The organism is Maricaulis sp. (genome assembly GCF_048269565.1).
GTDB lineage: Bacteria > Pseudomonadota > Alphaproteobacteria > Caulobacterales > Maricaulaceae > Maricaulis.
Genome location: NZ_JBLXIK010000004.1, coordinates 138,792 through 164,978, shown reverse-complemented (window position 1 = coordinate 164,978; position 26,187 = coordinate 138,792). Strand labels below are relative to the sequence as shown.

Below are 26,187 nucleotides of genomic sequence, written 5' to 3'. Positions count from 1 at the left end.
GACTATCTCACATCCTTGAGGCCGTTGATGACGGACGAGCCGGCACCTTCGGGAAAGATTTCCGAAGCGCGGCGGCGTTGCGGCCGGCGCGAAATTGTCTCGGCGGTGCGGTCAGCATGGCCGGTCATCAGGCGCAGCTCCTCAGCCAGCCCCCGTGCCTCGAGCACGCGCGCGTGCAGCACCTCGCCCGACTCCGTCGTCGCCCGTTCCAGCGCCGCCAGGCTGGCCCGCGCCCGGTCGGTTGCCTCGTTCAGCGCGATAACGCCCTCACGGACGCCGTCCTGGCCGCGCTTGAGCGCATTCAGGCGGCGATCGACCCGCCAGCACATGACGACAGCCACCAGCAACAAGGCGGCAACCAGCCCTTCGAAAATCAAACCTGCGAGCGTCATGCGAACCTCATCATTGCTTTTTTGGCCACCGGCGAGAGCGGACCGCTCAGGCGCAGGGCTACGCTATGTCCGAGTCGGCCCATACGGCCACGCGTCAACGGCACATTGCCGCAACGCAACTCCACTTCACTGGTCGGCGAGGCATCGAGGAAGAGCGTGTCGCCAACCTTGAGATCCATCACCCGGCCCAGCGTCACGCGCTGCTCGTCGAGCACGGCGTGGACTTCCATCTTGGTCGACCACAGCTCGGTGGCCAGGTGGCCTTCCCAGATATTGTCGCGACCGAATTTCTCACCCATGAATTGCTGCAGCAGCATTTTCCGGATCGGCTCGAGCGTCGCATAGGGAAGCAGCAGCTCGATGCGCCCGCCGCGGTCTTCCATATCGATGCGCAGCTTGACCAGAATGGCGGCATTGGCCGGCCGGGCAATGGCGGCAAAGCGCGGATTGGTCTCGACGCGCTCGAGATCGAAATCGACCTCGGTCAGCGGCTGGAAGGCCTGTTTGGCATCGCCGAGCACGACCTCGATCATGCGCTGCACCAGCATGCGTTCGATCGTGGTGTAGGGGCGCCCCTCAATGCGCATGGCCGAGGTGCCGCGGCGGCCGCCGAGCAGCACGTCGACGATGGAATAGATCAGATTGGAATCGACGGTCAGCAGACCGTAATTGTCGAGCTGTTTGGCACGAAACACCGCCAGGATCGCCGGCAGCGGGATCGAGTTGAGATAGTCGCCGAACCGGATCGAGGAGATATTGTCGAGACTGACCTCGACATTGTCCGAGGTGAAATTGCGCAGGCTCGTCGTCATCAACCGGACCAGCCGGTCAAACACGATCTCCAGCATCGGCAGGCGCTCATAGGAGACCAGTGCCGAATTGATGATCGCACGAATGCCCGACTTGTCGGCCGCGTCATCGTCGGAGAGCGAGAAGCCGAGCAGGCTGTCGATCTCGTCCTGGTTGAGGATGCGTTCCTGCGCACCGCCGCCCTGGGGCATGTCGGACGAATCATCGTCACCGCCGACCATGGCCTCCCATTCGGAGGCGAGATCGAGATCATCGCCGTCCTCGGCCATCGCTTCCCATTCGGCAGCGAGCGCATCTTGGTCCATATCGTCAGACATGCAGTTGAGTCCTAATCGACAATCATGAATTCCTGGATCAGCACGGCATCAGCGTGTTCCGGCTCGATCGCCAGATTCACGCGCCGTAACAGTTCCAGACGCACCCGGTGCATTCCCGCCGAGCCGTAGAGATCGTCCTCACGCAATTCGCGCAGGAACATGATGAACTGGTCCATGATCGGATCGATGTGGGCATCGATGACCTGGCCGAAGTCCGGATTGGATGATTCCAGCGTGATCTTCAACATCACCGTCACCGGGCGGCCATCGACCGAACGGATATTGGTGATGATCGGATCCTCGGCGCCATCGGCATCGCGCAGGGGGAAGTAATAGGCCTGCGCCTCATGCTCCGGCTCCGGTGCCCCGTGGCCGCCGGACGCATCCGCCATGACGGGCTGACCATGCGAGTCGAGCACGGGCTCACCGTGTTCGTCGAGCACCGCCTCCATGACAGCTTCATCCTCGCCGCCACCGGCAAACATCATGAAGCCGGCCACCCCGGCCAACAGAAGGATGATCGCGGGCAGGCCAATGAACAGGCCCAGCTTGAGCATGCCCATCTTCGGCTTGGTTTCGGCTTCGCTGCCGTCTTCATCTTCATTTTGGTCGGCTTCGTCGGCCATGACGGTCTCCAGCAAGGGAATCGCTTTCCATGATTAACGGCCAGCGCGGTTAACACTCCGTAGCCTTGGCCCCGGAACCGGCAATTCCTGCCCAGTTGCCCGGACAGGTTTGCCCCCGCAAGGCTGGACCTTCAGACCACCACCTGCATCAAGCCACTGATTTCGCGCGACATTAACCTTGGCACGGCGGATGCAATGAATGGGACTGACGCCGCAGACCGTGGCGAACTTCGGCATCCAGAACGGAATATGCCCATGGATAATGCCCTGATGATCGGCCTCTCGCGCCAAATGGCCCTGCGCCAGGCGATGGATGTGGTCGCAAACAACATCGCCAACGCCAATACGGCGGGCTTCAAGGTCGAATCACTTCTGGTCGAGAACATCGCGGCGCCAACGGCTGAACAGGCCGATGGCCCCACCGACCTGCAATATGTCGATGTCTGGGGCATGGGCCGCGATTTCCGCCAGGGCGCGCTGCAGGCCACCGGCCGCACCTTCGACGTTGCGATCGAGGGCGAGGGCTTCTTTGCGGTCGAGGTGAACGGTGCCGAGCAATATACCCGCGACGGTCGCTTCCACCTCGACAATAACGGTCAGCTTGCCGCCCATGACGGTGCGCCGGTGCTCGATGCCGTCAGCCGCAGCCCGATCATGCTTAATCCTTCCGCCAACAGCACCAGCATCACCGAAACGGGCGCTGTCATGCAGGACGGGGTCGAGGTGGCGCGGCTGGGCGTGTTCGAGGTCGCCAACCTGGCCGGCCTGTCGAAACAGGGCAGTGGCCGCTACGTCCAGACCGACAATGCCGACGGTCGCAATACACCGGAGGCGGCCTTCGCCCCCACCGTCCGTCAGGGCTTCGTCGAGGCCTCCAATGTCCAGCCCGTGGTCGAAATGACCGACATGATGACCGTGATGCGCAGCTACCAGTCCGTCTCGAAATTCATCGAACAAACCGAAGACATCAACCGTCGCGCCATTGAGCGCCTCGGCAAGGTCTAAGAGGAAAGAGAACCGATATGCGCTCTCTCATGACAGCCGCCACCGGCATGCAGGCCCAACAGCTCAATGTCGAGGTGATCTCGAACAATCTCGCCAATATGAACACCACCGGGTTCAAGCGCCAGCGGGCCGAGTTCCAGGATCTGCTCTACCAGAACGTCCAGCAGATGGGGATCAGCTCCTCGGACTCCGGCACGATCGTCCCGACCGGGATCCAGGTCGGCCTCGGGGTGCAGACCGCCTCGATCTACCGCATCACCGAACAGGGCTCGCTGGCCAATACCGGCAACCCGTTCGATCTGGCGATCAATGGCGACGGCTATTTCCGTATCCAGATGCCCGATGGCAATGACGCCTACACCCGCGCCGGCAGTTTCGCCGTCAGCCCGGAAGGCGAAATCGTCACCGCGGATGGCTACACCGTCGCGCCAGGCGTCGTGATCCCGGAAGGGGCCCGCAGCGTCGCCATCAATGAGCAGGGGCAGGTCCAGGCGCTGATCGACGGCCAGACCGATCCGCAAACGGTCGGCCAGCTCGAGCTTTCGACCTTCAACAATGATGCCGGCCTGGAAGCGATCGGGAACAATCTCTTCCTCGAATCCGCCGCCTCCGGCGCGGCCGCCACCGGCACGCCGAGTTCGCCGGGCTATGGCTATGTCATGCAGGGTTTTGTCGAAGCCTCCAACGTCAATGCGGTGACCGAGATCACCTCGCTGATCCAGGCACAGCGCGCCTATGAAATGAATGCCCGCGTCATTACCGCATCGGACGAGATGATGTCCGCCACCTCGAACCTTCGCTAGGAGGACCGATAGATGATCCGCGCCAGCCTCATCGCCCTCGCCTGCCTCACCACGGCACCGGCCCTTGCATCAGAGCCTGTCTTCCTGCGCGAATCGCTGGTCGTCGAAGGCCCGCAGATCACGCTTGGGGACCTGTTCGAGTTCAACGGACCGGAAGCGGCCACCGTGCTGGCGCGCTCACCCGCGCCGGGCTCGCGCATCGCGCTCGACGTCAATTATGTCAGCCGCATCGCTGCCGATCACGAGCTCGACTGGGCCAATGCGTCCGGCCTGCTTCGACTGACCGTGTCGCGGGCCAGCCGGGTCGTCGATGCCGGGGAACTGACCGGCATGATCGAGGGCGAGCTGTTTGCCCGCGAGGGCGGCCAGCACGAAGTCCAGCTGTCTAATTCCAACCTCGCCCTGCATGCACCGGTCGATACGGTTGGCGGACCACAGATCAACGCGCTCAACTATGATCCACGCTCGGGCATGCTCAGCGCCGAGATCACGCCCTATGACGGGGCCGAACCGGTCCGCGTGACCGGGCGCGCCTTCGAAACCATCGACATCCCGGTCCTGGTCCAGCCCGTTGCCGCCAATGAGGTCGTCCGGGCCGACAATATTCGCTGGGTCTCGCTGCGCAGTGACCGGATTCGGCCGGACTCGGTGCTCGATCCCGACGCGATCATCGGCCACCAGGCCCGCCGCGCGCTGCGCGCCAGCGAACCCCTGCGTGGCTATGACCTGCAGGACGCCATCCTGGTCAATCGCGGCGATCTGGTCACCCTGATGTTCGAAGCCCGCGGCATCCAGCTCAGCGTCAGGGCCCGCGCCCTCGAAAACGCCGCCGACGGCGAACTCATCCGCTTCGTCAATCTGCAATCCAACCGCACGGTGGAAGCCATGGTGGACGGTCCCGGCCGCGCCCGCGTCTTCGCCAGCCCTGCCGCCAGCTTCTAGGTTCGGGAGAACATCATGATCCGCAAAATCGCCGCCATCGTCGTCGCCGCGCTCGCCCTGCAGGCCTGTGGTGCCACCACGCGCCTGTCCCAGGTCGGACAGACACCGCCGATGAGACCGATCGAGAACCCGGCCGTACTGGCCGGATCCGGGCCATCGCAAATCCCGATGCCGGTGATGCCGGGCCGTCTGCCGGCCACGCAGACCAACTCGCTGTGGAGCGCCAATTCGCCGACCTTCTTCGGTGACCCCCGCGCCGCCCGCATCGGCGACATTCTGACGGTCAATATCGACATCTCCGACAGCGCCCAGCTTAACAACACCACCAGCCGCTCGCGCACCGCCGCCGAGGATTCCGATCTGACCGAGTTCTTCGGAATCGATCTGACCGGTTTCTTCAATGACAGTATCGACCCGTCTTCCCTGACGAGCCTCGGTTCGAGTTCCTCGACATCGGGCACAGGAACGGTCAATCGCGGCGAGTCCATCTCGCTGACGATCGCCGCCATCGTCACCCAGGTCCTGCCGAACGGCAATCTGGTGCTGGCCGGGCGTCAGGAAGTGCGGGTCAATAATGAGGTGCGTGAATTGCTGATCAGCGGCATCGCACGGCCCCAGGACATCGGGTCCGACAACACCATCAGTCACACACAGATTGCCGAAGCCAGAATTTCCTACGGCGGACGCGGACATCTCTCGGAAGTCCAGCGCCCCAGCTATGGTCAGGAACTCTACAATATCCTGATGCCGTTCTAGGACGAAATCCCGCCACCATCGGGCACATCTGGGCCGTCACGCTTCGTCGTGGCGGCCCTTTTTTTTGGAGAAATCAGATAAAGCGGGAACCGGTCAGTCGTCGCGGTGGACGCGTTCCTTGCGTTCGTGACGCTCCTGCGCCTCGAGGCTGAGGGTCGCAACCGGACGGGCATCGAGACGGGCCAGGCTGATCGGCTCACCGGTCTCTTCGCAATAGCCGTAACTGTCGTCCTCGATGCGGCGCAGGGCACTGTCGATCTTGGAGATCAGCTTGCGCTGGCGATCGCGGGCGCGCAGTTCCAGCGACCGGTCGGTTTCGGTCGAGGCACGGTCGGCGATATCGGGCAGAGCGCCCATGTCTTCCTGCAGATTGGTCAGCGTCGACTTGCTCTCCCGGAGGATATCTTCCTTCCAGGCCAGCAGCTTGAGACGGAAATATTCCTTCTGCCGCTCATTCATGAACGGCTCGTCGTCGCTGGGCATATAGCCCGCGGGGAGTTCGATCGGTTCGGATTCCATCATCGCCCTCTACTCAACTTTTATCAGCCAACAGGCGCTCCCCCAGAAAGCGGGCGGAGCATATGCACGGTGTCCTGCAAGTCAACGCGGTGACGCTGTTGGCCCGGAACGGTCCACTAGCAAATATCTGACCAGTTTGACGGAATGGTGTCAGTACGCGCTTGCGGCAGCAGCGCGATCAGCCAAATTTGGCGAGTTCTACCGCGGCCCGGATCTCGACCTCATCGAGCGCGGCTTCAAGCCCGGCATCATTGGTGTCGTCGCGCCGGGTTTGTAACAGATTCATCAGCGCCACCAGCTTGGCTTTCGGCAATCCACCCTCAAGCAGGGAGAGCTTCAGCTCATCGAGCACGTCGAGCAGATTCATCGCCCGGCCGGTCGCCTGTTTGCGCGCTTCGGTGAAGTCGCCAACCGATTGCAGTGCCAGAATGGCATCGACGGAATTGACCCCCGACATCGGCGCGGCCGCCATCGCCGAAGCCGATTGAGCGGCCTGTTCCAGCGTGAAGCTGTCACCACCGGCGCGGGAACCGGAGGTCCGCTTGCTGGATGAAACTGAGCTCGCTGAGCGTGGGCCTGTGACTTTCATGACGAGAATCGCTTCCTGTTGGACAGTTATCAGGGATGCGCCGCCGCCGTTAACAGAGACTTAACCCGGCACTCCTGCCCGGCAAATCCTGCCCGGCGATTGGCGCAACCGGTCAGTTTTACCGCCTGAAGCCCGAAGCCCCGACATCGCAAATAACTGATTTTGCGCAGTTAATTTTATATCCGGCCAGAGAGCAACTGGCACAGGCTTCGCAATGCACATCCCGTATCATTCCGGAGACTGCAAAATGCGTCTGATCATCGCCCTCCTGACCGCCTGTCTGTTGTCGGTGCCTGCCCTCGCCTCGTCCCGAATCAAGGACATGGTTGATGTCGAGGATGTCCGCGACAATCACCTGGTCGGTTATGGCCTTGTGGTCGGGCTCGACGGCACGGGCGACTCGCTGCGCAATTCGAGCTTCACCAATCAGTCGCTTAACGCGATGCTGGAGCATTTCAACGTCAACACCCGCGATGCCAGCCTCAACACACGCAATATCGCAGCCGTGATGGTGACAGCCACGCTGCCGGCCTTCTCCTCGCAGGGATCACGCATTGATGTCACCGTCTCGGCGATCGGCGATGCCGGCAGCCTGCAGGGCGGCACCCTTATCGGCACACCGCTGTTCGACAGCCATGGCCGGGCCTGGGCCGTCGGCCAGGGCACGCTGACCATTGGCGGCTTCTCGGCAGGCGGCGATGCTGCCTCTGTGACGCGCGGCGTGCCGACCAGCGGCCGCATCGCCAATGGCGCCCTGGTCGAGAACCCGTTCGACGGCACCGGTGTCGACCCCTGGCAGGAAATCGCCAACCGGACCTCGCTGCGGCTGTCGCTGCGCAATCCCGACTTCACCACTGCCCGGCGCATGGCCGACGTCATCAACGCCTTCATGGGCGCTGCAGCGGCGCGGGCGACCAACCCGTCGACCGTCGAACTGACCCGTCTGGCTTCCTATAACGGCGACATGATTGACCTTCTTTCGGAGATCGAGCAATTGCGGGTCCAGCCAGACCAGCCGGCGCGCATCATCATTGACGAGAACACCGGCACTATCGTGATGGGCGAGAATGTCCGCGTCTCCACCGTGGCGATCGCCCAGGGCAATCTGACGATTACCGTCCGCGAGAACCCGATCGCCAGCCAACCGGCGCCCTTCTCCGAGGGCGAGACCGTGGTCCTGCCGCGCACCGATGTCACGGTCGCCGAGGACAATACCCAGCTGGGTGTACTCGATGGCGGCGTCTCGCTCAGCGAGCTGGTCGACGGGCTCAATGCCCTCGGTGTCACACCGCGCGACATGATCACCATCCTGCAATCGATCAAGGCAGCCGGTGCGCTGCAAGCCGAAATCGAGGTGCTGTAATGGACGGCCTGCTCGACCTTCAACTCAATCAGGCACTGAGCGCATCGCGCTCGGGCGGCGCCACAGCCCAGACAACCGCCACCACGCCGGAGGCCGCCCGCGCGGCTGCAGAAGACTTCGAATCCGTCTTCCTGGCACAGATGATGGAGGCCATGTTCGCCCAGGTTGGCGAGGATGATCCCTTCGGCGGCGGCCCCGGCGCCAATGCCTTTCGCGGATTGCTCAACGAAGAGTACGCCAAGGTGATGGCGCAGTCGGGCGGCCTCGGCCTCTCGGATCGTCTGACCTCGGAGATCCTGCGCTATCAGGAAGCCGCCGACAGCCAGGGCAGCACACAGGATGGAGACAGCCAATGAGCGAACTTGCAGCCAGAAACGGCACTGAACGGGCCGAAGCCCTGCTGCGCCTGACCAGCCGGCTGACCGAACTGATCCAGGGCGAAACCCGCATGTTCCAGCGCCGCCGTCCACAGGATGCGATCGCCCTGCAGGATGAAAAATCGAAACTGGCCAATATCTATCGTGCCGAAGTGGCTCGCGCCCGCGCCGAGCCCTCGCGTTTTGACGGCGCCTCGCCGGCTGCGAAACAGTCGCTGCGTCAGGCCACAGAGACGTTTCACGCGGCGCTGGCCGAGAACTCACGCGCTGTGACTGCGATGAAAGTCATTACCGAAGGTGTGGTGCGCGCCATCGCCGACGAGGCGGCCCGCCAGCGCAATACAGGCAATGGCTATGGTCCCGGCGCGGCTACTCGCCCGCAGCGCAGCGGCCAGGTCTCGATCGCGTTAAATCAGACCGCCTGACGCCGCTCAGGCCCGAACGCCCGATACAGCCTTCGCGCCGGCTTGCGGCCCGTCCTAGAAATAACCGACGCTGGTCGTGCTGCCGCTGCTGAGCCGCTCGAGCCCGGCCGTATAGTTCGCCAATTGCTGGGTGAGATAGGCCGGCACCGTGCCGCCGGTCTTGCCCGGCCCCTCATTGAGCAAATCCTTCAGCGCTGCCGGCGTCGTCAGCTCGCGATAGGCGCGCTGTACGATCGTCATCGCATGACTGATTGCATCGAAGGCCGTCTTGGCCGTGTCCTTGTCGGTCAGGTTCAGCAATGTCGGCAGGTCCATCGCGAACAGGGGCGGCGCATCGGCCGAACCGTCCGTGTCCAGCGTTGACGCCTTTTTCACGATCGCACCGGGTTCCATGCCCAACGCTTCAAGGAGGTCGCGGCCTTCGGAGCCGGCGAAGAGTTCGATCGTCGAGCCTTCCTTCGGCGTAATGCGCAGGGCATCGCCATTGGTGGCCCGGCGGACATCGGCGGTGCCGTCGAGAACCAGCGCCGCATTGATCTTGAAGGTCAGCGAACGCATCGTGTCGTCGCTGTCGACCGAGATTTTCTCCCGGCGCCCGCCATTGACCGAGATGTAGAAAAAATCGCCATCGCGCGCGGCCGTGCGATCGGTGACCACGCGGCTGTCGGAATAGGTCAGCGTCCCGGCCGGCAGGCCCAGCGCGTCCAGCACGGAATCGCCACCGGCAACGACAGAGACGCCCGTGACCTCGCTGATGCCATTGCGACCGCTCAGCTGCACCGCCCAGTCAAAGGCGCCGTCGGCGGCATTGAAGCTGGCGGCAAAGGCATCACGCTCGCCGATCAGGCTCTGGCCGGGAAGCGAGCCGGTGGTCTTGCCGGCGAGATAGACCTTGCTGCCATCAAGGGTGATGGCATTGGCGGTTTCGTCCTTGTCGGAGCCGAGAAAGGTTGTGTAGTCGACCGTCGCCGCAGCGCCATCACTCAGCTTGACGAGAAAGACATCGCGCTCGCCGCCGGAATAGGCGTTGAGCGGCGTGCTCGGTGCGAAGGCTGAACTGGCCGAGCCGGCGATATAGATATTGGTGCCGTCGACGGCGATATCGCCGATGCGCCCGGCGCCGAGATCGCCGAGCGACTGGGTCCAGAGCGGGCCTGCGGCCAGATCGGCGGTATCGAACTTGCGGATCACGCCGACGCCGTCTTCCTCGCTGGCAATGATCAGATTGCCGTCCGAGGCCATGGTGATCGCCGACACTGATTCTTCGCCGATATCACCAATGCGTGTTGTCGACAGCGTCGTGCCGCTGGCGCTGATCGCGCGCAGATAACCGTCGCTGGCACCGCCCTGATGACTGGCATCGCCAAAGGCCGAAGCGGCCTCGCCGGCAACATAGATCGTGCCATCACTGGCGATGGTGACGGCATTGGGCTGGTCATCGCCGCTGCCGCCGAAGCGGGACAGCCATTGCTCGACGCCATTGGCATCGTATTTGGCGACAAAACTGTCGGTGCCGCCCACATCCGTGGTCGTACCCAGCCCGCCTTCAACAACGCCGGCGACAACGACATTGCCGCTGTCATCAACGGCGACACTGGTGGCTTCGGCATCGGCAGCGGCACCGAGCACACGGCTCCACACCATCTTGCCGGTGGAGTCATACTTGGCCAGGACCATGTCCTGCTCGCCCTTGATCTCGGCACCGCCGAGCGCGGCCGAGGTGGTACCGACGACAAAGACACTGCCATCGATCGCCGTGGCGCTGGCCATGATCTCCAGCGGATTGGTTTCTTCCTTGGTGCGGGTCTCGCCGTCCTCGCCGCCAACAACCGCGACTTGGCTGGTGTCCGGATTGGCCTCGAGCCGGGTGGTGAAAGCCGTGGTCGGCGTCGCGGCAGCGAGGTCGGTCAGCTTCACCACCTGACCGGCAGCGCTGTCATTGAGACCGGATGTGCCGGCCAGATAGATTGCCGGGCTGGCCGAGGCCGCGCTGAAACTGACAACCTCGGTCGAGATGCCGGAAATCTTGAAACCGTAATCGCTGCCGGCGATCACCCCGTCCTCATCGGCGGTGCCGATCTTGACGCGCGAAAAGCGGGTCAGCACGCCGGCGGCATCGAGCGCGGTATTGATGTGATCGGCAACATTGTCGAGCGAGCGCGTCGTCGCGCCCATATCGGCGAGATTGATCGCGATGTCCTGGGTCACGCCATTCTTCTTGACCGAGACGGTAAACTGCACGTCCCCGGTCAGGCTGGCCACTTCGGCGTCATAATCGCCAGTGTGCACGATGCCGGTGGTATAGACCGACTCGCCGCGACTGATGGTCACCGCACTCTCGGCACTCGACACCTGCTCGCCCTTGAGCAGGGTGAGACCGTCCAGATCCATCGCATCATAAAACGAATCCAGCTGCGCCAGACCCTCGGCGAAACGCCGGTCGAGAAAGCTGCGGTCGGTGTCGGAGATGGTCTTGTCCATCGCCTGTTCGGCCACCGCAGACAGGGTCTTGAGCCCGACATAGAGATCGAACAGCGCCTTGTAGTCATCGGGCGCGTCGAGATCGGAAAAGCCGCTTTCATCGAGATTGAAGAACTCGCCATTGGCCAGCACGCCACGCCGCAATTCCTCGATCGATCCGGTGGTACTGGAGACATCCCAGGGCGGGGTGATATTCGCGGCTGCCGTTTCAGCCGCAGACAGGGTCTGGGGCGCAGCAGTGGACGCTTGCGACGCGTAAAGCTTGGACTGGTACCAGCTTGTCAGTACCGATGTATCCAACCCGGAGATGGCCACGACGCGAATTCCTTTTGATCCAGAATACGAACCTAGGCCCAGAGTGCGAATAAAGTCTTGCCGGAAAGGGGCAAAGACGCCCGATCAGGCCGCGACGCGGAAACGGTAGGGCGCGCTGGCCGTTTCGGCCTGTTGCGCCGTCTCCAGCCGGGCCGCATTGTGCCGGTTGGCATTGATGGCCACCAGGTCCGGGCGCCGCAGGCAAAGCGCGGCAAGTTCCGCGGCAGACACCGTCGCCGCGGCCTCACCCAGTTCGGCAAAGATCGCCTGGAAAAAGGCCAGGTCCTCGGGATAGTCGAGCGTCCAGCGCAACCGCTCCAGGCCCTGCCCGGGGCCGGCCAGACAGGCATGGTGCAGATGCGGGTGTTCGCGCAGCCATGGCGTTACATGTTCGCGCTCGGCGGCGGTTTTCGCCAGCCGGTCCGCCTGGTGCAGCAGTACGGCCGGAAAGACTTCGCAATCGAGCCCGTGGGGAAATAGCGGCGGCATGTTGTTGCAGGCGTAGTCGGCCCGGTTTTCACGCAGCAGATCGATGACCCGGCCGCAAATCACCGGATCGATCACCGGACAGTCGCTGGTGATACGCATGACATGGTCGGCACCGCAATCGCGCGCCGCCTTCGCATAGCGCGAAAGCACATCGGTCTCCGAACCGCGGCTGACCGTGTAACCCGCAGCCCCGGCGGCATCGGCAACGGCATCATCGGCCGCGGTATCGGGGATGGCGCAGACCACCCGGTCGGCGCCGGGAATGCGGGCGCAGCGATCAAGCACCCGCGCCAGCGCGGTCTTTTCGCCGAGCGGATTGAGGATTTTTCCCGGCAGCCGGGTGGAGCCGAAACGGGCCTGAACGATGATGGCGAGGGTCATGACCGGCCTCGATGGGTAGCCTGTTGAAACAGTGTTCATACAGTCTCGGCGTCCCGCTCCTAACGCCTCGTTAACCGCTGCAGCCCAGCGTCGAGTCCGACAGGCGAATCGCGAGACCGAAGATGGACGACACCCCGACCCAAACAGATGCGCTGGAACAGCTGGTGATGAGCCGCAGCTTCCGCGAACCCCGCATCGACCTCAACGGGAAGTCTATTCTGATCACCGGCGGCACCGGCTCGTTCGGCAAGCGCTTCGTCGAGACGATCTGCCGCGAATACAAGCCGAAAAAACTGATCATCTTCTCGCGCGACGAGTTGAAGCAGTATGAAATGGCTCAGGAATTCTCGCCGCAGACCCATTCCTTCCTGCGCTATTTCATTGGCGATGTCCGCGATGAGGCGCGGCTGGAACAAGCGATGCGCGGTGTCGATGTCGTCATCCACGCTGCGGCGCTGAAACATGTGCCGATCGCCGAATACAATCCGTTTGAGTGCATCAAGACCAATGTCATGGGCGCCGAAAACGTCGTGCGCGCCACGATCAAGTGCGGCGTCAGGCATGTCTGCGCCCTCTCCACCGACAAGGCCGCCAACCCGATCAATCTCTATGGCGCCTCGAAACTGGCCGCGGATAAAATATTCACCGCCGGCCAGCATATGGGCGGCGCCGACGGGCCGATCTTCTCGGTCGTGCGCTATGGCAATGTCGTCGGCTCGCGCGGCTCGGTCATTCCCTTCTTCCGCAAGCTGATGGACCAGGGCTCCGACCATTTGCCGATCACCGACCCACGCATGACGCGCTTCTGGATCACGATCGAACAGGGCGTGAATTTCGTCCTTTCGACCCTGGCCATGGCGCGCGGCGGCGAGGTGTTCGTGCCCAAGATCCCGTCGATGAGCATGGTCGATCTGGCCCACACCATCGCGCCGGACCTGCCGCACAAGGTGATCGGTATCCGCCCCGGCGAGAAATTGCATGAAGTCATGGTGCCGTCCGATGATTCCCGCTCGACCATCGAGCTGGAGGACCGCTACGCCATCCTGCCCGCCTATTCCGGCGAGCTGATGGCGCGCTATGTCAGCAAGGGCGCGCGCCGCGTTGCCGATGGCTGGTCCTATTCCTCCGACAATAATGTCGAGCAGCTCGACGCTCCGGCCCTGCGTGAACTGATAGGCGAAGCGAACGCCGCCTGATGCCGCCTCCGGCCCTGCCCCCGCGAATACTGGTTCGGGCCGATGCCCGGCCCGAACTCGGTGGGGGCCATATCATGCGGTGTCTGTCACTGGCCGGCGCACTCGGGGCGCACGGCGCCGAAATCGCCTTTGCCTGCGCACCGGGGAGTGCCGATCTGGTGCCGGCCCTGTCCCGTTCCGGCCACTCGATAATGGCTGCGCGCTCCGCCGCCGATTTCGACCTTCCCAAGGCCTGGAATCGCCGGGCCGGCGCCATTGTCGTCGACCTCTACTCATCGACCCGCGCCGACGAGAGCCGCATGCGCCGGATCGCGCCGGTGATCGCGGTGCTGGAGGACCTTCCAGAGCGGGCCCATGACTGCGATCTGCTGGTCGACCAGGGGTTTGACCGGAGCCCGGCCGATTATGCCCGCCGGGTGCCGCCCGGCACCACCCTCTTGCTCGGCGCCAACATGGCCCCCCTGCGGCCCGATTTCGCCCGCTTGCGCACCGCCTCGCTCGCCCGGCGGGGGACCGGCACCGTCCTGTCGCGCGTGCTCGTATCAATGGGGCTGACAGATGTCGGCGGGATCAGTGGTGATATCGTCGCCCTGCTGCGAGACAGCCTGCCGACCGTCACCATCGACGTCATTCTCGGCCCGCGTGCGCCGAGTCTGCCCGGCTTGTTACAGGCCGCCGAAAGCGACCCGAAGCTGAATATCCTGGTCGATGTCGAACACATGGCCGAATGCGCCATGGGCGCCGACCTGGCAATCGGTGCCGGCGGCGGCAGCGCTCTGGAGCGCTGCGTTCTCGGTGTGCCAAGCATTGTTGTTGTGCTGGCCGAAAACCAGAGACCGGCGGCCCGCGCCATGGCTGCGGCGGGTGCGGCCCTGACGATTGAAACGCCCGAGGCGTTGACGGACGAGCTGCCCCGCCTGCTCCGCGATGTGTCCCCGCAGCAATTGGCGGAACTGTCGGCAAATGCGGCCCGATTGTGTGACGGGCGGGGCGCAGGGCGCATCGCTGAAGCGCTGCTGGGATTGATTGCGCAGCGCGATTGAGGTGGAGGGAAAAGGGTTGGTTAAGCTCGGCGCAGCAAAGTCCGCTGAATGCACGTCCTGATTCTCTCCCCCTATCCCGACGCGCTGATCGCACCGGTCGAGGCGCGCGGCGATCACGTCACCGTGCGCTCGGACCTGGTGACCGGGGCCGAGTTTGAAGCCCTGCGCCCCGACTGGATCATCAGCTATGGCTATCGCCGCCTCATCACCGCACCGGTATTGGAAATGTGCGCCGGCCGGATTGTGAATCTCCACATCTCGCTGCTGCCCTTCAATCGCGGTGCCGACCCCAATTTCTGGTCCTGGGTCAATGACACCCCCAAGGGGGTCACGCTGCACCTCATCGATGCCGGCATGGATACCGGTCCGATCCTGGCGCAGCGCGAGGTCGCGCTCGACCCGCTGACCGAAACCCTGAAATCCAGCTATCTGCGACTGCGCCGGGAGGTCGAGGACCTGTTTGCCCGGCAGTGGGACGATATTGTCAGCGGCCGCCTGCAACCGCGCGCCCAGACGACGCGCCTGCCGATGCATCGCGCCGCGCACAAGGCGAAGCTGTTCGCGCTGCTGCCACTGGGCTGGGACAGCCCTGCTGCCGACGTCATGCGTCTGCCGCGGATCGGCCAGACTGATGGCCCGGACCGAACGGCAAATTAAGATTCGCGGCCGAGTGTCGAACGCAGTCGTCACTTGTGATTCGCTTCATGCGCAACGCTGCCGTCCGGGAACCCTCATGCCCACCGCCAACGATCCCACCTTCGATTTCGCCGGCCGCCCGGTTGGCCCCGATCATCCGCCACTGGTCATCGCGGAGATCTCCGCCAATCATCTCGGCCGTATCGACCGCGCCCTCGAGTCAATCGAGGCGGCCGCGGCCTGCGGTGCCGATGCGGTCAAGATCCAGACCTATACCGCCGACACCATCACCATTGATCATGACGGCCCCGGCTTCGTCATCGAGGGCGGACTGTGGGACGGGCGCTCATTGCATGACCTGTACAGCGAGGCCCAGACACCGTTCGAATGGCATGGCGAATTGTTTGCCCGGGCGCGCGAACTCGGCGTGCCGATCTTCTCGACGCCGTTCGACCACACCGCCGTCGACCTGCTGGAATCGCTCGATGCGCCGGCCTACAAGATCGCCTCTTTCGAGATCACCGATCTGCCGCTGATCGCCCGCGTCGCGCGCACCGGCAAGCCGATGATCATGTCGACCGGCATGGCCAATCTGGCCGAGATCCACGACGCCGTGCGCACGGCGCGTGAAAACGGTGTCGGCGGGCTGGCGGTGCTGCATTGCCTCTCCGCCTACCCGGCCCCGATCGACCAGGCCGATCTGCGCACCGTACCGCATCTGGCCGAGGCCTTTCACGCCGTTGCCGGCCTGAGCGATCACACGCCGGGCACCGCCTGCGCCGTCGCCGCCGTGGCCCTTGGCGCGCGCGTCATCGAAAAGCACTTCACCCTGTCGCGGGCCGATGGCGGGCCGGACGGTTCCTTCTCGCTCGAGCCGGACGAGCTGACGCGGCTGGTTGAGGATTGCCACAATGCTTTCGCCGCCCTGGGCTCGGTCCGTTATGAGCTGGCCGGCTGCGAGCGCGGCTCGGCGATCTTCCGGCGCTCGCTCTATGTCGTGCGCGACATCGCGGCCGGCGAGCCCTTCACCCCGGAAAACATCCGTTCGATCCGGCCCGGCCATGGCCTGGCGCCGAAATACTGGAATGATGTAGTTGACCGGCGCGCCAGTCGCGCCCTGAAGCGTGGCGATCCGCTGGCGATGGAGATGATCGACTGGCGCAGCCCTGGAGAGACCGCATGACCAAGACCAACCAGCTCGATGCCTGGCGCGGCGAGTTCGGCGACCGCTATGTCGACCGCAATGAAACCCTGACCGATGTGCTGCGGATGCGCACCCGTATGTGGGCCGAACTGCTCAAGGGCACTTATGGTGCCGAACCGGAGAGCATTCTGGAGGTCGGCTGCAATATCGGTCTCAATCTGCGCTCGATCAACCGGTTGTGCGGCGCCGCGCTTCACGCGGTGGAACCCAATGCGAAGGCCCGGGAGAGATTGCTCCAGGACAAGGTCATCCCAGCGGCCAACCTGCATGACGCGACGGGGCAGAGCCTGCCCTTCGGCGATGGCAGCATGGATATGGTGTTTTCCGCCGGCGTGCTGATCCACGTCCATCCCGATGATCTTGGTGCCGTCGCCGACGAGATGCACCGGGTGTCCGGTCGCTGGCTGCTGGTCGCGGAATATTTCTCCGCCAAGCCCGAATCCATCCCCTATCGCGGCCGCGACGACCTGTTGTTCAAGCGCGATTTCGGCGGCTTCTTCCTCGACCGTTTCAATGATCTTGAGGTCGTGGATGATGGCTTCCTCTGGCAGCGCAGCAGCGGGATCGACGATATGACCTGGGTCCTGTTCCGGAAGAAAAACCGCTAGACGCCCAGAACCTCATTGAGCGCGGCAACCACCCGTTCGGGGTCTTCGGTCGCCATGTCCGCAAACAGCGGCAGGCTCAGCGTGCGCAGGTAGTAGGCCGCAGCGCCGGGCGGCGTCTGGTCGCCATAGCGCCGGCGATACCAGGGCTGTGACGGCACCGGGATGTAATGCACCTGAGAGCCGATACCGCGAGCCTGCAGGCCCCGCATAACGGCCCCACGGTCTGTCCCCGCCGCGGCAAAATCGATCCGCACCGGGTAGAGATGCAGGCAGGGATCGCAATCGGGCGTCCGCGCCAGCGCCCCGATGACGGGATTCCCGTCCAGCAGCGCGTCATAGGCCGCGGCCAGCGTCTTGCGTTTTGCCGCAAAGGCATCCAGCCGCGCCAGCTGTGAGCGCGCCAGTGCCGCCTGGACATCGCACAGGCGGTAGTTCCAGCCCAGTTCCTGCATTTCATGCCACCAGGGCTCGTCCTGGCCCTGTTCCATGCGTGCCGGATCGCGCTCGATGCCGTGGCTGCGCAGCCGCCGCAGGTGCGCCGCCAGGTCAGCATCATTGGTCGTCACCATACCGCCCTCGCCGGCGGCGATGGTCTTGACGGGATGAAAGGAAAAACAGGCCGCATCGGAATATTCGCCCGATCCGACCGGCCGGCCCTGCCAGCTCGTGCCGAGCGCATGGCAGGCATCCTCGACCAGTACCGCGCCGGCCGACGACGCAATCTCGCGCAGCGCTGCCAAGTCTTCGCACTGCCCGGCCAGGTGTACCGGCAGCACCGCCCTCAACCGCCCATCCGGAGCGCGTGACATGGCCTGGCGCAATGTCGCCGGCGTCATCAGTCCTGTATCCGCATCCACATCGGCGAACACGACCTCGGCACCGCAATAGATCGCGGCATTCGCCGTCGCCATGAAGGTGATGGCCGGCACGATGCAGACATCACCGGGCCCGACATCCAGCCCGGCCAGCGCCAGGTGCAGCGCTGTGGTTCCATTCGAGCAGGCAATTGCGTGCCCGGCGCCGGTCGCCGCGGCAAAATCCGCCTCGAAAGCATCGACCTCGGGCCCGGTGGTGAGCCAGTCGGAGCGCAGCACCCGGGCCACCGCCTCGATGTCACTATCGTCGATGGACTGGCGCCCATAGGGCAGGAAGGGTTGGGGCATGGTGTGTCCTCAAAGCACGCCACATCATGACGCGAGTCGCTCAAACGAAAACGGCACCCGCTCGGGGTGCCGTTCCGCAGCAAGGCTGCCGTGGTGGGGCAGGCTAACGAGTCTACTGGAACAGGTTGAGAATGATCTGCGGCTGCGAGTTGGCGATCGACAGGGCCTGAACGCCAAGCTGCTGCTTGACCTGCAAGGCCTGCAGATTCGCACTCTCCACCGCGAGGTCGGCATCGACCAGGCCTCCAACCCCCTTGGTGAGTGCATCAACCAGCTTGGTGACAAAGCCGGAATGCGCCTCGATCTTCTTGGTGTCCGAACCCAGATTGGCAAGAGCCTGGTTGACGTTGTCGAGGCTGGTCGAGATCGCAGCCATCACGGTTGTTGCCAGGGTCGAGGTTCCCAGGCTTGCCGTCGTCGGGATCGTGATTATCGAGCCGCCAATGCTCAGATCCTGGGATTTCAGCGTCACAGCGCGAGCCGCATCAGCGTCTGCCAGGAACTCGACGCCATTGGTCACCGAGCCATCGAGCAGGTTGGCGCCGTCAAACTCGGCATTCTCGATGATGACCCGCACCTGGTCCAGCAAGGCCTTGAAATCGGAGTCATAGGCCTGGCGCGAATAGGAATCGAGCGATGGGTCCATCGCCGCCGTGGCCTTCTCGCGCATCTCGATCAACAGGTCGGAGATCGTCTCTCCGGCGGCCAGCGCGACATCGCCGATGGTCGTGGCCCGGTCGAGTCCGGTCTGGACCGCATCAAGCGCACCGATATCGGCCCGCATACCCTGGGCGACCGCGTAGATAGCGGCATTGTCCTTGGCGCCGGAAATCTTCAGCCCGGTATTGATCCGGTTCTGGACGCTTTCCATCTGGTCATTGGTCTTGTTGAGATTCTGCAGCGCGATCATCGCGGCGGTATTGGTGTGGACACTCAAGGTCATGCGATATTCTCCCGCAATTCACCGCGCCACTCTTGCGTGGCGCCTCGAATGGGAGAGCGCAAATGCCGTGCCGAAGCGCGGGACATGAATTATCGCGCCGTTTCAATTGGTTACGGATTTCTTCGAACTGCAGACAAGCGGGGAAAGTCGGAAATTGCCGAGTCGGGAAGGCCAGGCCGGTCAGTTTTGCCCAGCGTGTCAGGCCGTGCGGTTGATCAGGCCTGCCTGGAAAGTGCGCAGATATTCCACCAGATCGCCATGCGATTCCGGTGGCCATCGACGGACGGTCTCGCCGGTATCCTTGTCGATCATCAGATAGACAAAATCTCCGGTCGGACTCTCGCGCTCGATGCTGAGCCGCGAATTGCTGAAAACATCGCGGGCCAGACGTTCCAGCTGGGCGATCAGCTCGGCTGACGGGCGGTGGGCCGTTTGTGGCATGGCAGCGTGCTTTTCAACCGGCGTGACGCGAGTCGGGTCGGGCCGGGAATGATCGCTGGACGCTTCCCGCGCTTCAATCAGCGGATTGGCCACAAAGGGTGGCCGAGTATAGTTGGTATCAGCCATTTTCTTGTCGCTAACGCAGAGGCGTCAGCGCCTCCAGAGCCTTCCCCCATCAACGATCCAGGGAAGGTGGATGGCGGGCCATGAAACCCGCCATCCGGTTCCGTGGATTAACGGAAGTAGCCCAGGACCGTGCTTGGAGCGCTGTTCGCGATCGACAGAGCCTGAACGCCAAGCTGTTGCTTGACCTGCAGGGACTGCAAACGCGCACTCTCTTTTGCCAGATCCGCATCGACCATATTGCCGATACCCTGCGTCAGGGCGTCAGCCAGCTTGCCGACGAAGTCCTTGTGGATACCCACAGACTTCGAAGCCGTACCCAGGCGAGCCAGGGAGCTGTTGAGGTTGTTCAGCGATGTCGAGATGGTGCCCGCCAGCGTAGCAGCGGTACCGGCCGAATCCATCGAAGCGGTTGCGGCCAGCGTAACGACGCCGCCACCGAGCGAGAGATTCTCGTCGGAGATCGAGATCGTGGACGAGCCCGAAGCATTGGCCAGCGCCGAGATCGACGTGACCGAGTTGTTGATCAGGTTGGTGCCATTGAACGAGGCGTTCGAGACGATCTTGCCGATCTGGTCGCGAAGTGCCTTGAAATCTTCGTTCAGCGCGGAACGCGACGCCGTGTCGAGGCTGGTGTCGGAAGCGGCGAGCGCCTTCGACTTCATCTCGATCAGGATGTCGGAAACGGCCTCACCGGCGGCCAGGGCCACGTCAACCGTGGAGGCTGCGAGGTCCAGCGAGCTGCCGACAACTTCATAACCTTGAACGTCGGCGCGCATTTTCTGGGCGATGGCAAACTTGCCGCCATCATCCTTGGCGGAGGCGACCGCAAGACCGGTGGTGATCCGGCTCTGGACCTGTTCCAGGTCTGCATTGGTCTTGTTCAGCTGCTGCAGCGCAACCATGGCGCCGGCATTCGTGTTGATAGTAGCCATTTCTTGGCCCTTTCCGTTCTGGTTTATCTCGGGCGTTTTGCCCGGCGGATCTTCTGATCCACGGAAAACCTCGCAAGCTACGGGCCAGAAACTGCCTGCTACAACAGGTTAATCGGGGGAAGATTGGCGCAACTGGTGATGTTCGCGAATCACGGCCTGTGGCGGTAACCATTCAATCGGCAAAATTTGCCGTCTCAACCGGACGGGAGGTCGGCAAAACTTGCCGCCGGGAATATTTTTCTGATTTACAAAAGGTTAATTCCTGATTGCAGGCATGCCTAGGAGCCCCCGCTCGCGGAACCAAAAAAATCGGGGCCGCCCGAAGGCGGCCCCGATCGACGAAACTACTGGAAGAAGGACAGGATGGTCTGCGGGTTCTGGTTTGCGATCGAAAGCGCCTGGACCCCCAGCTGCTGCTTGACTTGCAGCGACTGCAGGCGTGCGCTCTCCTTCGCGAGGTCCGCATCAACGATATTGCCGATACCCACTTCGAGGGCATCGGAAAGTTTCGTCACGAAATCCCCGTGAATATCCAAAGATTTCGATGCCGTGCCGAGGCGCGCCAACGCAAGGTTCAGATTGTTCAACGAGGTCGAGATCGTTCCCGCGATGGTGTCAGCGGCACCGGCCGTCGCAAAGGATGCTGTCGCAGTGAGGGTCACGATAGCGCCCCCCAGCGACAGATTCTCGTCGACCACCGAAATCGTGCTGCTGCCGTCTGCATTTGCCAGGGCAGAAATAGACGTCACGGTATTGTTGATCAGGTTCGTGCCATTGAATTCGGCGGTACTGACCATCTTCGAAATCTGGTCGCGCATGGCCTTGAAGTCTTCGTTCAGGGCCGTCCGGGACGCAGAGTCCAGAGAAACATCAGATGCCGCCAGTGCCTTCGCCTTCATCTCGATGAGCAGATCCGAGATGCCTTCGGCCGCCGCAAGCGCGACGTCGACGACTGACCCGGTCCGGTTCAGACTGTCCGTAACAACGCCATACCCGCCCACCTGGGCACGCATGCGCTGAGCGATGGCGAACTTGCCGCCATCATCCTTTGCGCCGGCCACATCAAGGCCGGTGTTGATCCGGTTTTGAACCTCTGTCATCTGAGCGTTCGTCTTGGTCAGGTTCTGCAGAGCCACCATGGCTCCGGCGTTGGTGTTCACTGAAAGCATAGTTATTCCTCCATTCTGGAAGTGGTGAAGTCAGTCTGTTGACCTGGACTTTTTGTCCTGCACACCAGGTCGCAATTCGCGTGCCACCGGTCACGACTTCAAGTCATTGTTTTTTCGGTATCTTTTTTGCTTTGCGTGGGTTCTTCGGCGAAGGTTCGCGCGATTGTGCAGTCCAAATCTGCCGACCCGGCAGATGCTGCCCGTGCCACACCGCGAGCGGCGGTCGACAAACGCCAGCCCGGTCCCGGCGCGCTGCGACGGGTATTGGACGACACGAAAAAGCCGGACGCTTGCAAGTGCGCCCGGCTGCCGGTCTGTCAGGAATGGAAATGCCTGCGGGTGGCAGCGCCGCTGCTAGGCCGCGTTGGTGGCCGCATTTGACTGCGGCTGCGGCGCCAGACCCTGCATGATGGTCCGGTTGAGGTCGATCAGCACCTCAAACTCGCCCGTACCGCGCATGACCTGCGAAGTATATTTGGACACGAAAATCGAGAGGGAAATAATCGAGGCGCGCAACTGATCCGGCAGCTTGTTCTCGGCGCTGGCGCAATCGGTCCCGAGATTGGACCAGAGCCGGCGGTTCCAGTCCAGCGCGTCGATCCGGGAAGCAATCTCCCGCTTGTCGGTCTCGGACGCTTTCATCAAGGCGCGCGTGACCTGGGCAAACAGCCGGTACTCGGTCGAGCGGGGGTCTTCCACGCGCGTCGACGCTTTCTGATAGGCCTGAAAGGACATTATTTAAGGCGCTCCTCTTCAAACGCGATCAATTTCTTGCAGCGCATCAAAGCTTTGTAATACTCGCCCGCCATGACATCGCGGCTGATCGTGACGCAGGATGTCAGCACGTCAGGCGCCGAGATGGCCCCCATGAACTCGTTCATGCGCAGGACGAATTGCTCGTACTGCTCCTCATCGGGCTGATCAGACAGATACATCATCATGATCGGGAAATAGATGTGCCGGGCCGGCGTCGTAACTTCGCTGGCCTGCATGATGTCCTTCTCGCGGAGCACCGAAGCCCGGTTCTGCAACAAGAGCGTGGCGCGGCGATCACCGTTTTCCACCACGGCACCGTTGAGCACGAACTTCTCGCCGGGTTTGAGCGAGATTTTCAGGGCCATGATGTATCTCCAGTCAGCGAAAAAGGGGCTGCAAGCCTTCGACTGCACGGTGGCAAAGCCGGATGAATAAATGGTTTCGGACATGCTGGACACGCAGCGCACCCGTGCGCTGACCCGTTAGCAAGTTTTAAATCGAATCCCGGCCAGCTGACCGGGACCTTTCCATCGCCCCGGACCCGATAGGCTTGTTATGACTGATGCAGCCCTGACCGACGAATTCCAGGCCGAGGCCGAAGCCGCCAAGAATGATGCGGTCGGCGCTCGCGGCGCGCGTGGCCGCCTCTCCACAGACGTGCGGCTGGGCGTGGTCCCCAAGGACCAGCGCGCCAAATACCGCAAGGCCGCCAATCTGGTCGTTCGCGGCATCAAGCTGTCCGATGAGGGCGACCACCAGGAAGGGGCCAAATATATCCTGCGGGCACTCGACATCGCACCGGAAGTGGCTCTGACCAATCATGCCGTCGGCCTGGTCCTGTTCCGGGTCGGGCGCCTGTCCAAGGCGCTGGAATACTATGAACGCGCCTGGAAGCTCGATCCGAAGGACGCGGAAATCTACCTCAATATGGGCATTGTCGCCTGGAAGCTCGACATGCTCGAGGCGGCCGAGAAATTCTACCGTTTGTGTGTCCAGATCGATCCGAAGAACCTCAATGGCGTCATCAATCTCGCCAGCGTCCTGCGCGACCAGGCGCGCATCGAGGATGCGATCGAGCTGTTGCGAACCGCCATTTTCCAGCACCCGGAGAATGTCGAGCTGTGGAACTCGCTCGGCACAGTGCTCGCTGAATCCGGCGATCCGGCGGGCGCGATCACCTTCTTTGAGGAAGCATTGCGCCTGAAGCCCGACTTCGCCCGTGCCCATAACAATATGGCAAACATGTACGAGCTGATCGGCGAGCCGTTCAAGGCAGTCGAACACTTTGAACTTGCACTGAGAAATCCGCAGGACGCGACGGATCGCGCCACGATGGAACACGGCCGCTCGCTGCTTCTGCTCGCCTGTGGGCGTGTGGCCGACGGCTGGAAGGCTCAACAGTCCCGGCTCGACCTGAACAATGCCCAGGCCACGGTCTTCGCGATGAATTGCCCGCGCTGGGAAAGCCATGACCTCGCCGATCTCAGAGGCAAGACGGTTGTGCTCGTGGGCGAGCAGGGGCTGGGCGATGAAGTCCTTTTCCTCAACACAGCGCAGGAATTGATCGACGCGATCGGCCCCGAGGGTGAGCTGCGGATTGCCTGCGAATACCGGCTGGTGCCGCTGGTTCAACGTTCCCTGCCCAAGGCGAAGGTTGGCAATCACACCTCCGCCAAGCTCGAGGGCCGTGATGTGCGCACCGCCAACCATCTCGATGACGGTGCCGACTACTGGACGCCGATGGGTGATCCGCTCAACGCCCTGCGTCCAACGCTGAACAGCTTTCCGAAGCGCCCCGCCTTCCTGACCGCTGACCCCGAACGCGTCGCCGCCTGGCGCGACTATCTCGGACAGATCGGCGGCGGGCTGAAGGTCGGCATTCTCTGGAAATCCCTGAAAATGAACGTCCGCCGGGCCCGTTTCTTCTCCGAATTCGAGGACTGGAAATCGATCTTTGCCGTCGACGGGGTCGATTTCATCAATCTCCAATATGGCGAAATTACCCGCGAGCTGAAGCAGGCCAAGGAGCTGTTCAACGTCGACATCCATCAACCGCAGGGCATCGACCTCAAGATGGATCTCGACGATGTCGCCGCGCTGTCATCGACCTGTGACCTGGTCATCGGTCCGATGAACGCCACCAGCAATCTGGCCGCCGCGACCGGCGGTCTGGTCTGGTTCATTCACGCCCGTTCGACGACCTGGCCACTGCTCGGCTCCGACCACATGCATTGGTATCCCCAGACCCGCTCCTATTTCGGCAAGGGCTTCCGCGAGTTCGACACGCTGATGCCGCGGGTCGCGGCCGATCTCGAGCAATTGGTCAAAGAGCGGAAATGAACAGACAGGCCGCCAGCCTGGCCATCCGCGCCGATGGCGATACCCGGCTCGGCCTTGGTCATGTGATGCGCTGTGCGGCCCTGGCCGACGCCCTGGTTGGCGCCGGACACCGGGTCATCTGGCTGAGCCGGACGCCAGATGCCATCCCGGCAGAACTCGCCGCCAGGATCGAGATTAGCGCCATGGCCCCTGACACCGTCGAGGCTGACAGCCTCGTGCCGGCGCTCGCCGCACTCAGGGCCGACGGCCTCATCGGCGACTGGCAGGCGACCGATCCGGCCCTGTGCCGGCACGTGCGCAGGGCCGGCATCTGGCTGGCACTGGTGGGCAATCACCTCGCAGGCGCCGAAGCCGATATCGTCATTCACCAGCGTTTCGCAGCCGATACGGCCGATGACACCGCCGGCATTTGCGATGGCGCAGCGCATCTTCTGCTCTCCCCCGGCTATGCGGACCTGCCGGTCCGGGCCGTCAAGCCAGAGGTGAAACGCCTGCTCATCTCGCTTGGCGGCAGCGAGACCGCGATCCTGGACCGGGTGCTCGATGCGCTAAGGGGGATGCCAGAGCTTGCCCCTGTCGAGCTTGATGTCCGCCGCGCCGGAGCGCGCGCCACGGCCTTGCCCGACACCGGGCTGCTCGATGCCCTTTGCGCTGCCGATCTCGCCATCCTGGCTGCGGGAACCACGCTGCACGAAGCCGCCGCCACCGGGCTGGCCGCCATTGCCCTGCCGATCACCGGCAACCAGTCGGACCGCGCGCGGCAATACCAGGCCCTCGGTCTCGGGGTCAGCCTCGACCCGACCGAAAGCGGGTTCGAGACCCGGGTGCGGGAGACAGTGGCGGGCCTGCTCAACGCGGCCGAACAGCGACAGAGCTTCAGCGCTGCCGGACAGGCCACAGTCGACGGGCACGGCGCCAGACGGGTCGCCGCCCGCATCGGCGCCATGATTTCGCGCGCACCGGAACATCCGGACGCAAGTCTTTCAACGGCAATTGCTGGTCCGCCATCCTGAATCAGGATCAGTATTTGCACGATCAAC

General features: G+C 63.1%; 28 protein-coding genes. 14 read left to right on the top strand and 14 right to left on the bottom strand.

Going from position 1 to position 26,187, the window contains the following annotated elements:
- Positions 1 to 2: 2 nt before the first annotated feature.
- From ACN0YL_RS10065 to ACN0YL_RS10055, 3 genes are read right to left on the bottom strand one after another with little or no spacing between them, the layout of a single operon-like run.
- Complete coding sequence (locus ACN0YL_RS10065) at positions 3 to 392, bottom strand: DUF6468 domain-containing protein (protein ID WP_417470050.1); 390 nt, start codon at positions 390 to 392, stop codon at positions 3 to 5.
- Positions 389 to 1,519 carry a flagellar motor switch protein FliM gene (gene fliM / locus ACN0YL_RS10060; RefSeq protein WP_417470049.1) on the bottom strand — a complete coding sequence of 377 codons (1,131 nt, stop codon included), beginning with the start codon at positions 1,517 to 1,519 and terminating at the stop codon, positions 389 to 391. Before fliM ends, ACN0YL_RS10065 begins: the two co-directional genes overlap by 4 nt.
- Positions 1,520 to 1,530: 11 nt before the next feature.
- A complete protein-coding gene (locus ACN0YL_RS10055) occupies positions 1,531 to 2,145 on the bottom strand; it encodes a flagellar basal body-associated FliL family protein (protein WP_417497883.1) in 615 nt (204 codons plus the stop codon).
- Between the two features lie 255 nt (positions 2,146 to 2,400).
- Here ACN0YL_RS10055 and flgF point away from each other — a divergent pair, with 255 nt between their 5' ends.
- Genes flgF through flgH form a run of 4 tightly spaced genes read left to right on the top strand, consistent with a single transcriptional unit; the run spans position 2,401 to position 5,651 of the window.
- Positions 2,401 to 3,150: a flagellar basal-body rod protein FlgF gene (flgF, locus tag ACN0YL_RS10050; protein ID WP_417491319.1), complete on the top strand. Its 750-nt coding sequence runs from the start codon at positions 2,401 to 2,403 to the stop codon at positions 3,148 to 3,150.
- A gap of 17 nt (positions 3,151 to 3,167) precedes the next feature.
- Positions 3,168 to 3,953 (top strand): flagellar basal-body rod protein FlgG, encoded by a 786-nt coding sequence (gene flgG / locus ACN0YL_RS10045; RefSeq protein WP_417491318.1) that lies wholly within the window; start codon positions 3,168 to 3,170, stop codon positions 3,951 to 3,953.
- Between the two features lie 12 nt (positions 3,954 to 3,965).
- Positions 3,966 to 4,895, top strand: a complete 930-nt coding sequence (gene flgA, locus ACN0YL_RS10040; protein WP_417497882.1) for a flagellar basal body P-ring formation chaperone FlgA — start codon at positions 3,966 to 3,968, stop codon at positions 4,893 to 4,895.
- Positions 4,896 to 4,910: 15 nt separating this feature from the next.
- Positions 4,911 to 5,651, top strand: coding sequence for a flagellar basal body L-ring protein FlgH (gene flgH, locus ACN0YL_RS10035; protein WP_417491316.1), 741 nt, complete (start codon positions 4,911 to 4,913; stop codon positions 5,649 to 5,651).
- A 93-nt stretch (positions 5,652 to 5,744) separates the two neighbouring features.
- Here the strand turns inward: flgH and dksA are convergent, their stop codons facing one another.
- A complete protein-coding gene (dksA, locus tag ACN0YL_RS10030; RefSeq protein WP_417470038.1) occupies positions 5,745 to 6,173 on the bottom strand; it encodes an RNA polymerase-binding protein DksA in 429 nt (142 codons plus the stop codon).
- A 175-nt stretch (positions 6,174 to 6,348) separates the two neighbouring features.
- Entirely contained in the window at positions 6,349 to 6,759 is a 411-nt protein-coding gene (locus ACN0YL_RS10025) for a flagellar assembly protein FliX (protein WP_417491315.1), read from the bottom strand.
- Positions 6,760 to 7,006: 247 nt separating this feature from the next.
- On the opposite strand from ACN0YL_RS10025, the gene ACN0YL_RS10020 reads away from it, so the two are divergent.
- From ACN0YL_RS10020 to ACN0YL_RS10010, 3 genes are read left to right on the top strand one after another with little or no spacing between them, the layout of a single operon-like run.
- Positions 7,007 to 8,122, top strand: coding sequence for a flagellar basal body P-ring protein FlgI (locus ACN0YL_RS10020; protein WP_417497881.1), 1,116 nt, complete (start codon positions 7,007 to 7,009; stop codon positions 8,120 to 8,122).
- Entirely contained in the window at positions 8,122 to 8,478 is a 357-nt protein-coding gene (locus ACN0YL_RS10015) for a rod-binding protein (protein WP_417497880.1), read from the top strand. Before ACN0YL_RS10020 ends, ACN0YL_RS10015 begins: the two co-directional genes overlap by 1 nt.
- Positions 8,475 to 8,924 (top strand): flagellar basal-body protein FlbY, encoded by a 450-nt coding sequence (locus ACN0YL_RS10010; protein WP_417497879.1) that lies wholly within the window; start codon positions 8,475 to 8,477, stop codon positions 8,922 to 8,924. The genes ACN0YL_RS10015 and ACN0YL_RS10010 overlap by 4 nt, the downstream gene beginning before the upstream one ends.
- A 54-nt stretch (positions 8,925 to 8,978) precedes the next feature.
- On the opposite strand, the gene ACN0YL_RS10005 is transcribed toward ACN0YL_RS10010, so the two are convergent.
- On the bottom strand, positions 8,979 to 11,705 hold the full coding sequence (locus tag ACN0YL_RS10005; protein WP_417497878.1) for a hypothetical protein: 2,727 nt from the start codon (positions 11,703 to 11,705) through the stop codon (positions 8,979 to 8,981).
- Between the two features lie 99 nt (positions 11,706 to 11,804).
- Positions 11,805 to 12,590, bottom strand: a complete 786-nt coding sequence (locus ACN0YL_RS10000; protein WP_417497877.1) for a cytidylyltransferase domain-containing protein — start codon at positions 12,588 to 12,590, stop codon at positions 11,805 to 11,807.
- Positions 12,591 to 12,712: 122 nt separating this feature from the next.
- Here ACN0YL_RS10000 and pseB point away from each other — a divergent pair, with 122 nt between their 5' ends.
- The 5 genes from pseB to ACN0YL_RS09975 all read left to right on the top strand — a co-directional run bounded on the left by pseB (position 12,713) and on the right by ACN0YL_RS09975 (position 17,277).
- Positions 12,713 to 13,786: a UDP-N-acetylglucosamine 4,6-dehydratase (inverting) gene (gene pseB / locus ACN0YL_RS09995; protein ID WP_417497876.1), complete on the top strand. Its 1,074-nt coding sequence runs from the start codon at positions 12,713 to 12,715 to the stop codon at positions 13,784 to 13,786.
- Entirely contained in the window at positions 13,786 to 14,829 is a 1,044-nt protein-coding gene (gene pseG / locus ACN0YL_RS09990) for a UDP-2,4-diacetamido-2,4,6-trideoxy-beta-L-altropyranose hydrolase (RefSeq protein WP_417497875.1), read from the top strand. The genes pseB and pseG overlap by 1 nt, the downstream gene beginning before the upstream one ends.
- A gap of 48 nt (positions 14,830 to 14,877) precedes the next feature.
- Entirely contained in the window at positions 14,878 to 15,486 is a 609-nt protein-coding gene (locus ACN0YL_RS09985) for a formyltransferase family protein (protein WP_417497874.1), read from the top strand.
- Positions 15,487 to 15,562: 76 nt separating this feature from the next.
- Positions 15,563 to 16,648 (top strand): pseudaminic acid synthase, encoded by a 1,086-nt coding sequence (gene pseI / locus ACN0YL_RS09980; protein WP_417497873.1) that lies wholly within the window; start codon positions 15,563 to 15,565, stop codon positions 16,646 to 16,648.
- The gene (locus tag ACN0YL_RS09975) at positions 16,645 to 17,277 is read left to right on the top strand and encodes a pseudaminic acid biosynthesis-associated methylase (RefSeq protein ID WP_417497872.1); all 633 of its coding nucleotides are present in this window, start codon (positions 16,645 to 16,647) and stop codon (positions 17,275 to 17,277) included. The genes pseI and ACN0YL_RS09975 overlap by 4 nt, the downstream gene beginning before the upstream one ends.
- Here ACN0YL_RS09975 and pseC read toward each other — a convergent pair.
- The 7 genes from pseC to flbT all read right to left on the bottom strand — a co-directional run bounded on the left by pseC (position 17,274) and on the right by flbT (position 23,172).
- Positions 17,274 to 18,440 carry a UDP-4-amino-4,6-dideoxy-N-acetyl-beta-L-altrosamine transaminase gene (gene pseC, locus ACN0YL_RS09970; protein ID WP_417497871.1) on the bottom strand — a complete coding sequence of 389 codons (1,167 nt, stop codon included), beginning with the start codon at positions 18,438 to 18,440 and terminating at the stop codon, positions 17,274 to 17,276. The genes ACN0YL_RS09975 and pseC overlap by 4 nt on opposite strands.
- 112 nt (positions 18,441 to 18,552) lie before the next feature.
- Complete coding sequence (locus ACN0YL_RS09965) at positions 18,553 to 19,383, bottom strand: flagellin (protein WP_417470015.1); 831 nt, start codon at positions 19,381 to 19,383, stop codon at positions 18,553 to 18,555.
- Between the two features lie 198 nt (positions 19,384 to 19,581).
- A complete protein-coding gene (locus tag ACN0YL_RS09960) occupies positions 19,582 to 19,950 on the bottom strand; it encodes a flagellar protein FlaG (protein ID WP_417491303.1) in 369 nt (122 codons plus the stop codon).
- 107 nt (positions 19,951 to 20,057) lie between these two features.
- Positions 20,058 to 20,882: a flagellin gene (locus ACN0YL_RS09955; RefSeq protein ID WP_417470011.1), complete on the bottom strand. Its 825-nt coding sequence runs from the start codon at positions 20,880 to 20,882 to the stop codon at positions 20,058 to 20,060.
- A gap of 344 nt (positions 20,883 to 21,226) precedes the next feature.
- On the bottom strand, positions 21,227 to 22,051 hold the full coding sequence (locus ACN0YL_RS09950) for a flagellin (RefSeq protein WP_417491302.1): 825 nt from the start codon (positions 22,049 to 22,051) through the stop codon (positions 21,227 to 21,229).
- 354 nt (positions 22,052 to 22,405) lie between these two features.
- Positions 22,406 to 22,786 (bottom strand): flagellar biosynthesis regulator FlaF, encoded by a 381-nt coding sequence (flaF, locus tag ACN0YL_RS09945; RefSeq protein WP_417470008.1) that lies wholly within the window; start codon positions 22,784 to 22,786, stop codon positions 22,406 to 22,408.
- Entirely contained in the window at positions 22,786 to 23,172 is a 387-nt protein-coding gene (gene flbT / locus ACN0YL_RS09940; RefSeq protein WP_417491301.1) for a flagellar biosynthesis repressor FlbT, read from the bottom strand. The genes flaF and flbT overlap by 1 nt, the downstream gene beginning before the upstream one ends.
- Positions 23,173 to 23,362: 190 nt before the next feature.
- Between flbT and ACN0YL_RS09935 the strand changes: the two genes are divergently transcribed.
- On the top strand, positions 23,363 to 25,147 hold the full coding sequence (locus ACN0YL_RS09935) for a tetratricopeptide repeat protein (RefSeq protein WP_417491300.1): 1,785 nt from the start codon (positions 23,363 to 23,365) through the stop codon (positions 25,145 to 25,147).
- Positions 25,144 to 26,160, top strand: coding sequence for a hypothetical protein (locus ACN0YL_RS09930; protein WP_417497870.1), 1,017 nt, complete (start codon positions 25,144 to 25,146; stop codon positions 26,158 to 26,160). Before ACN0YL_RS09935 ends, ACN0YL_RS09930 begins: the two co-directional genes overlap by 4 nt.
- The last annotated feature ends 27 nt before the right edge of the window (positions 26,161 to 26,187 follow it).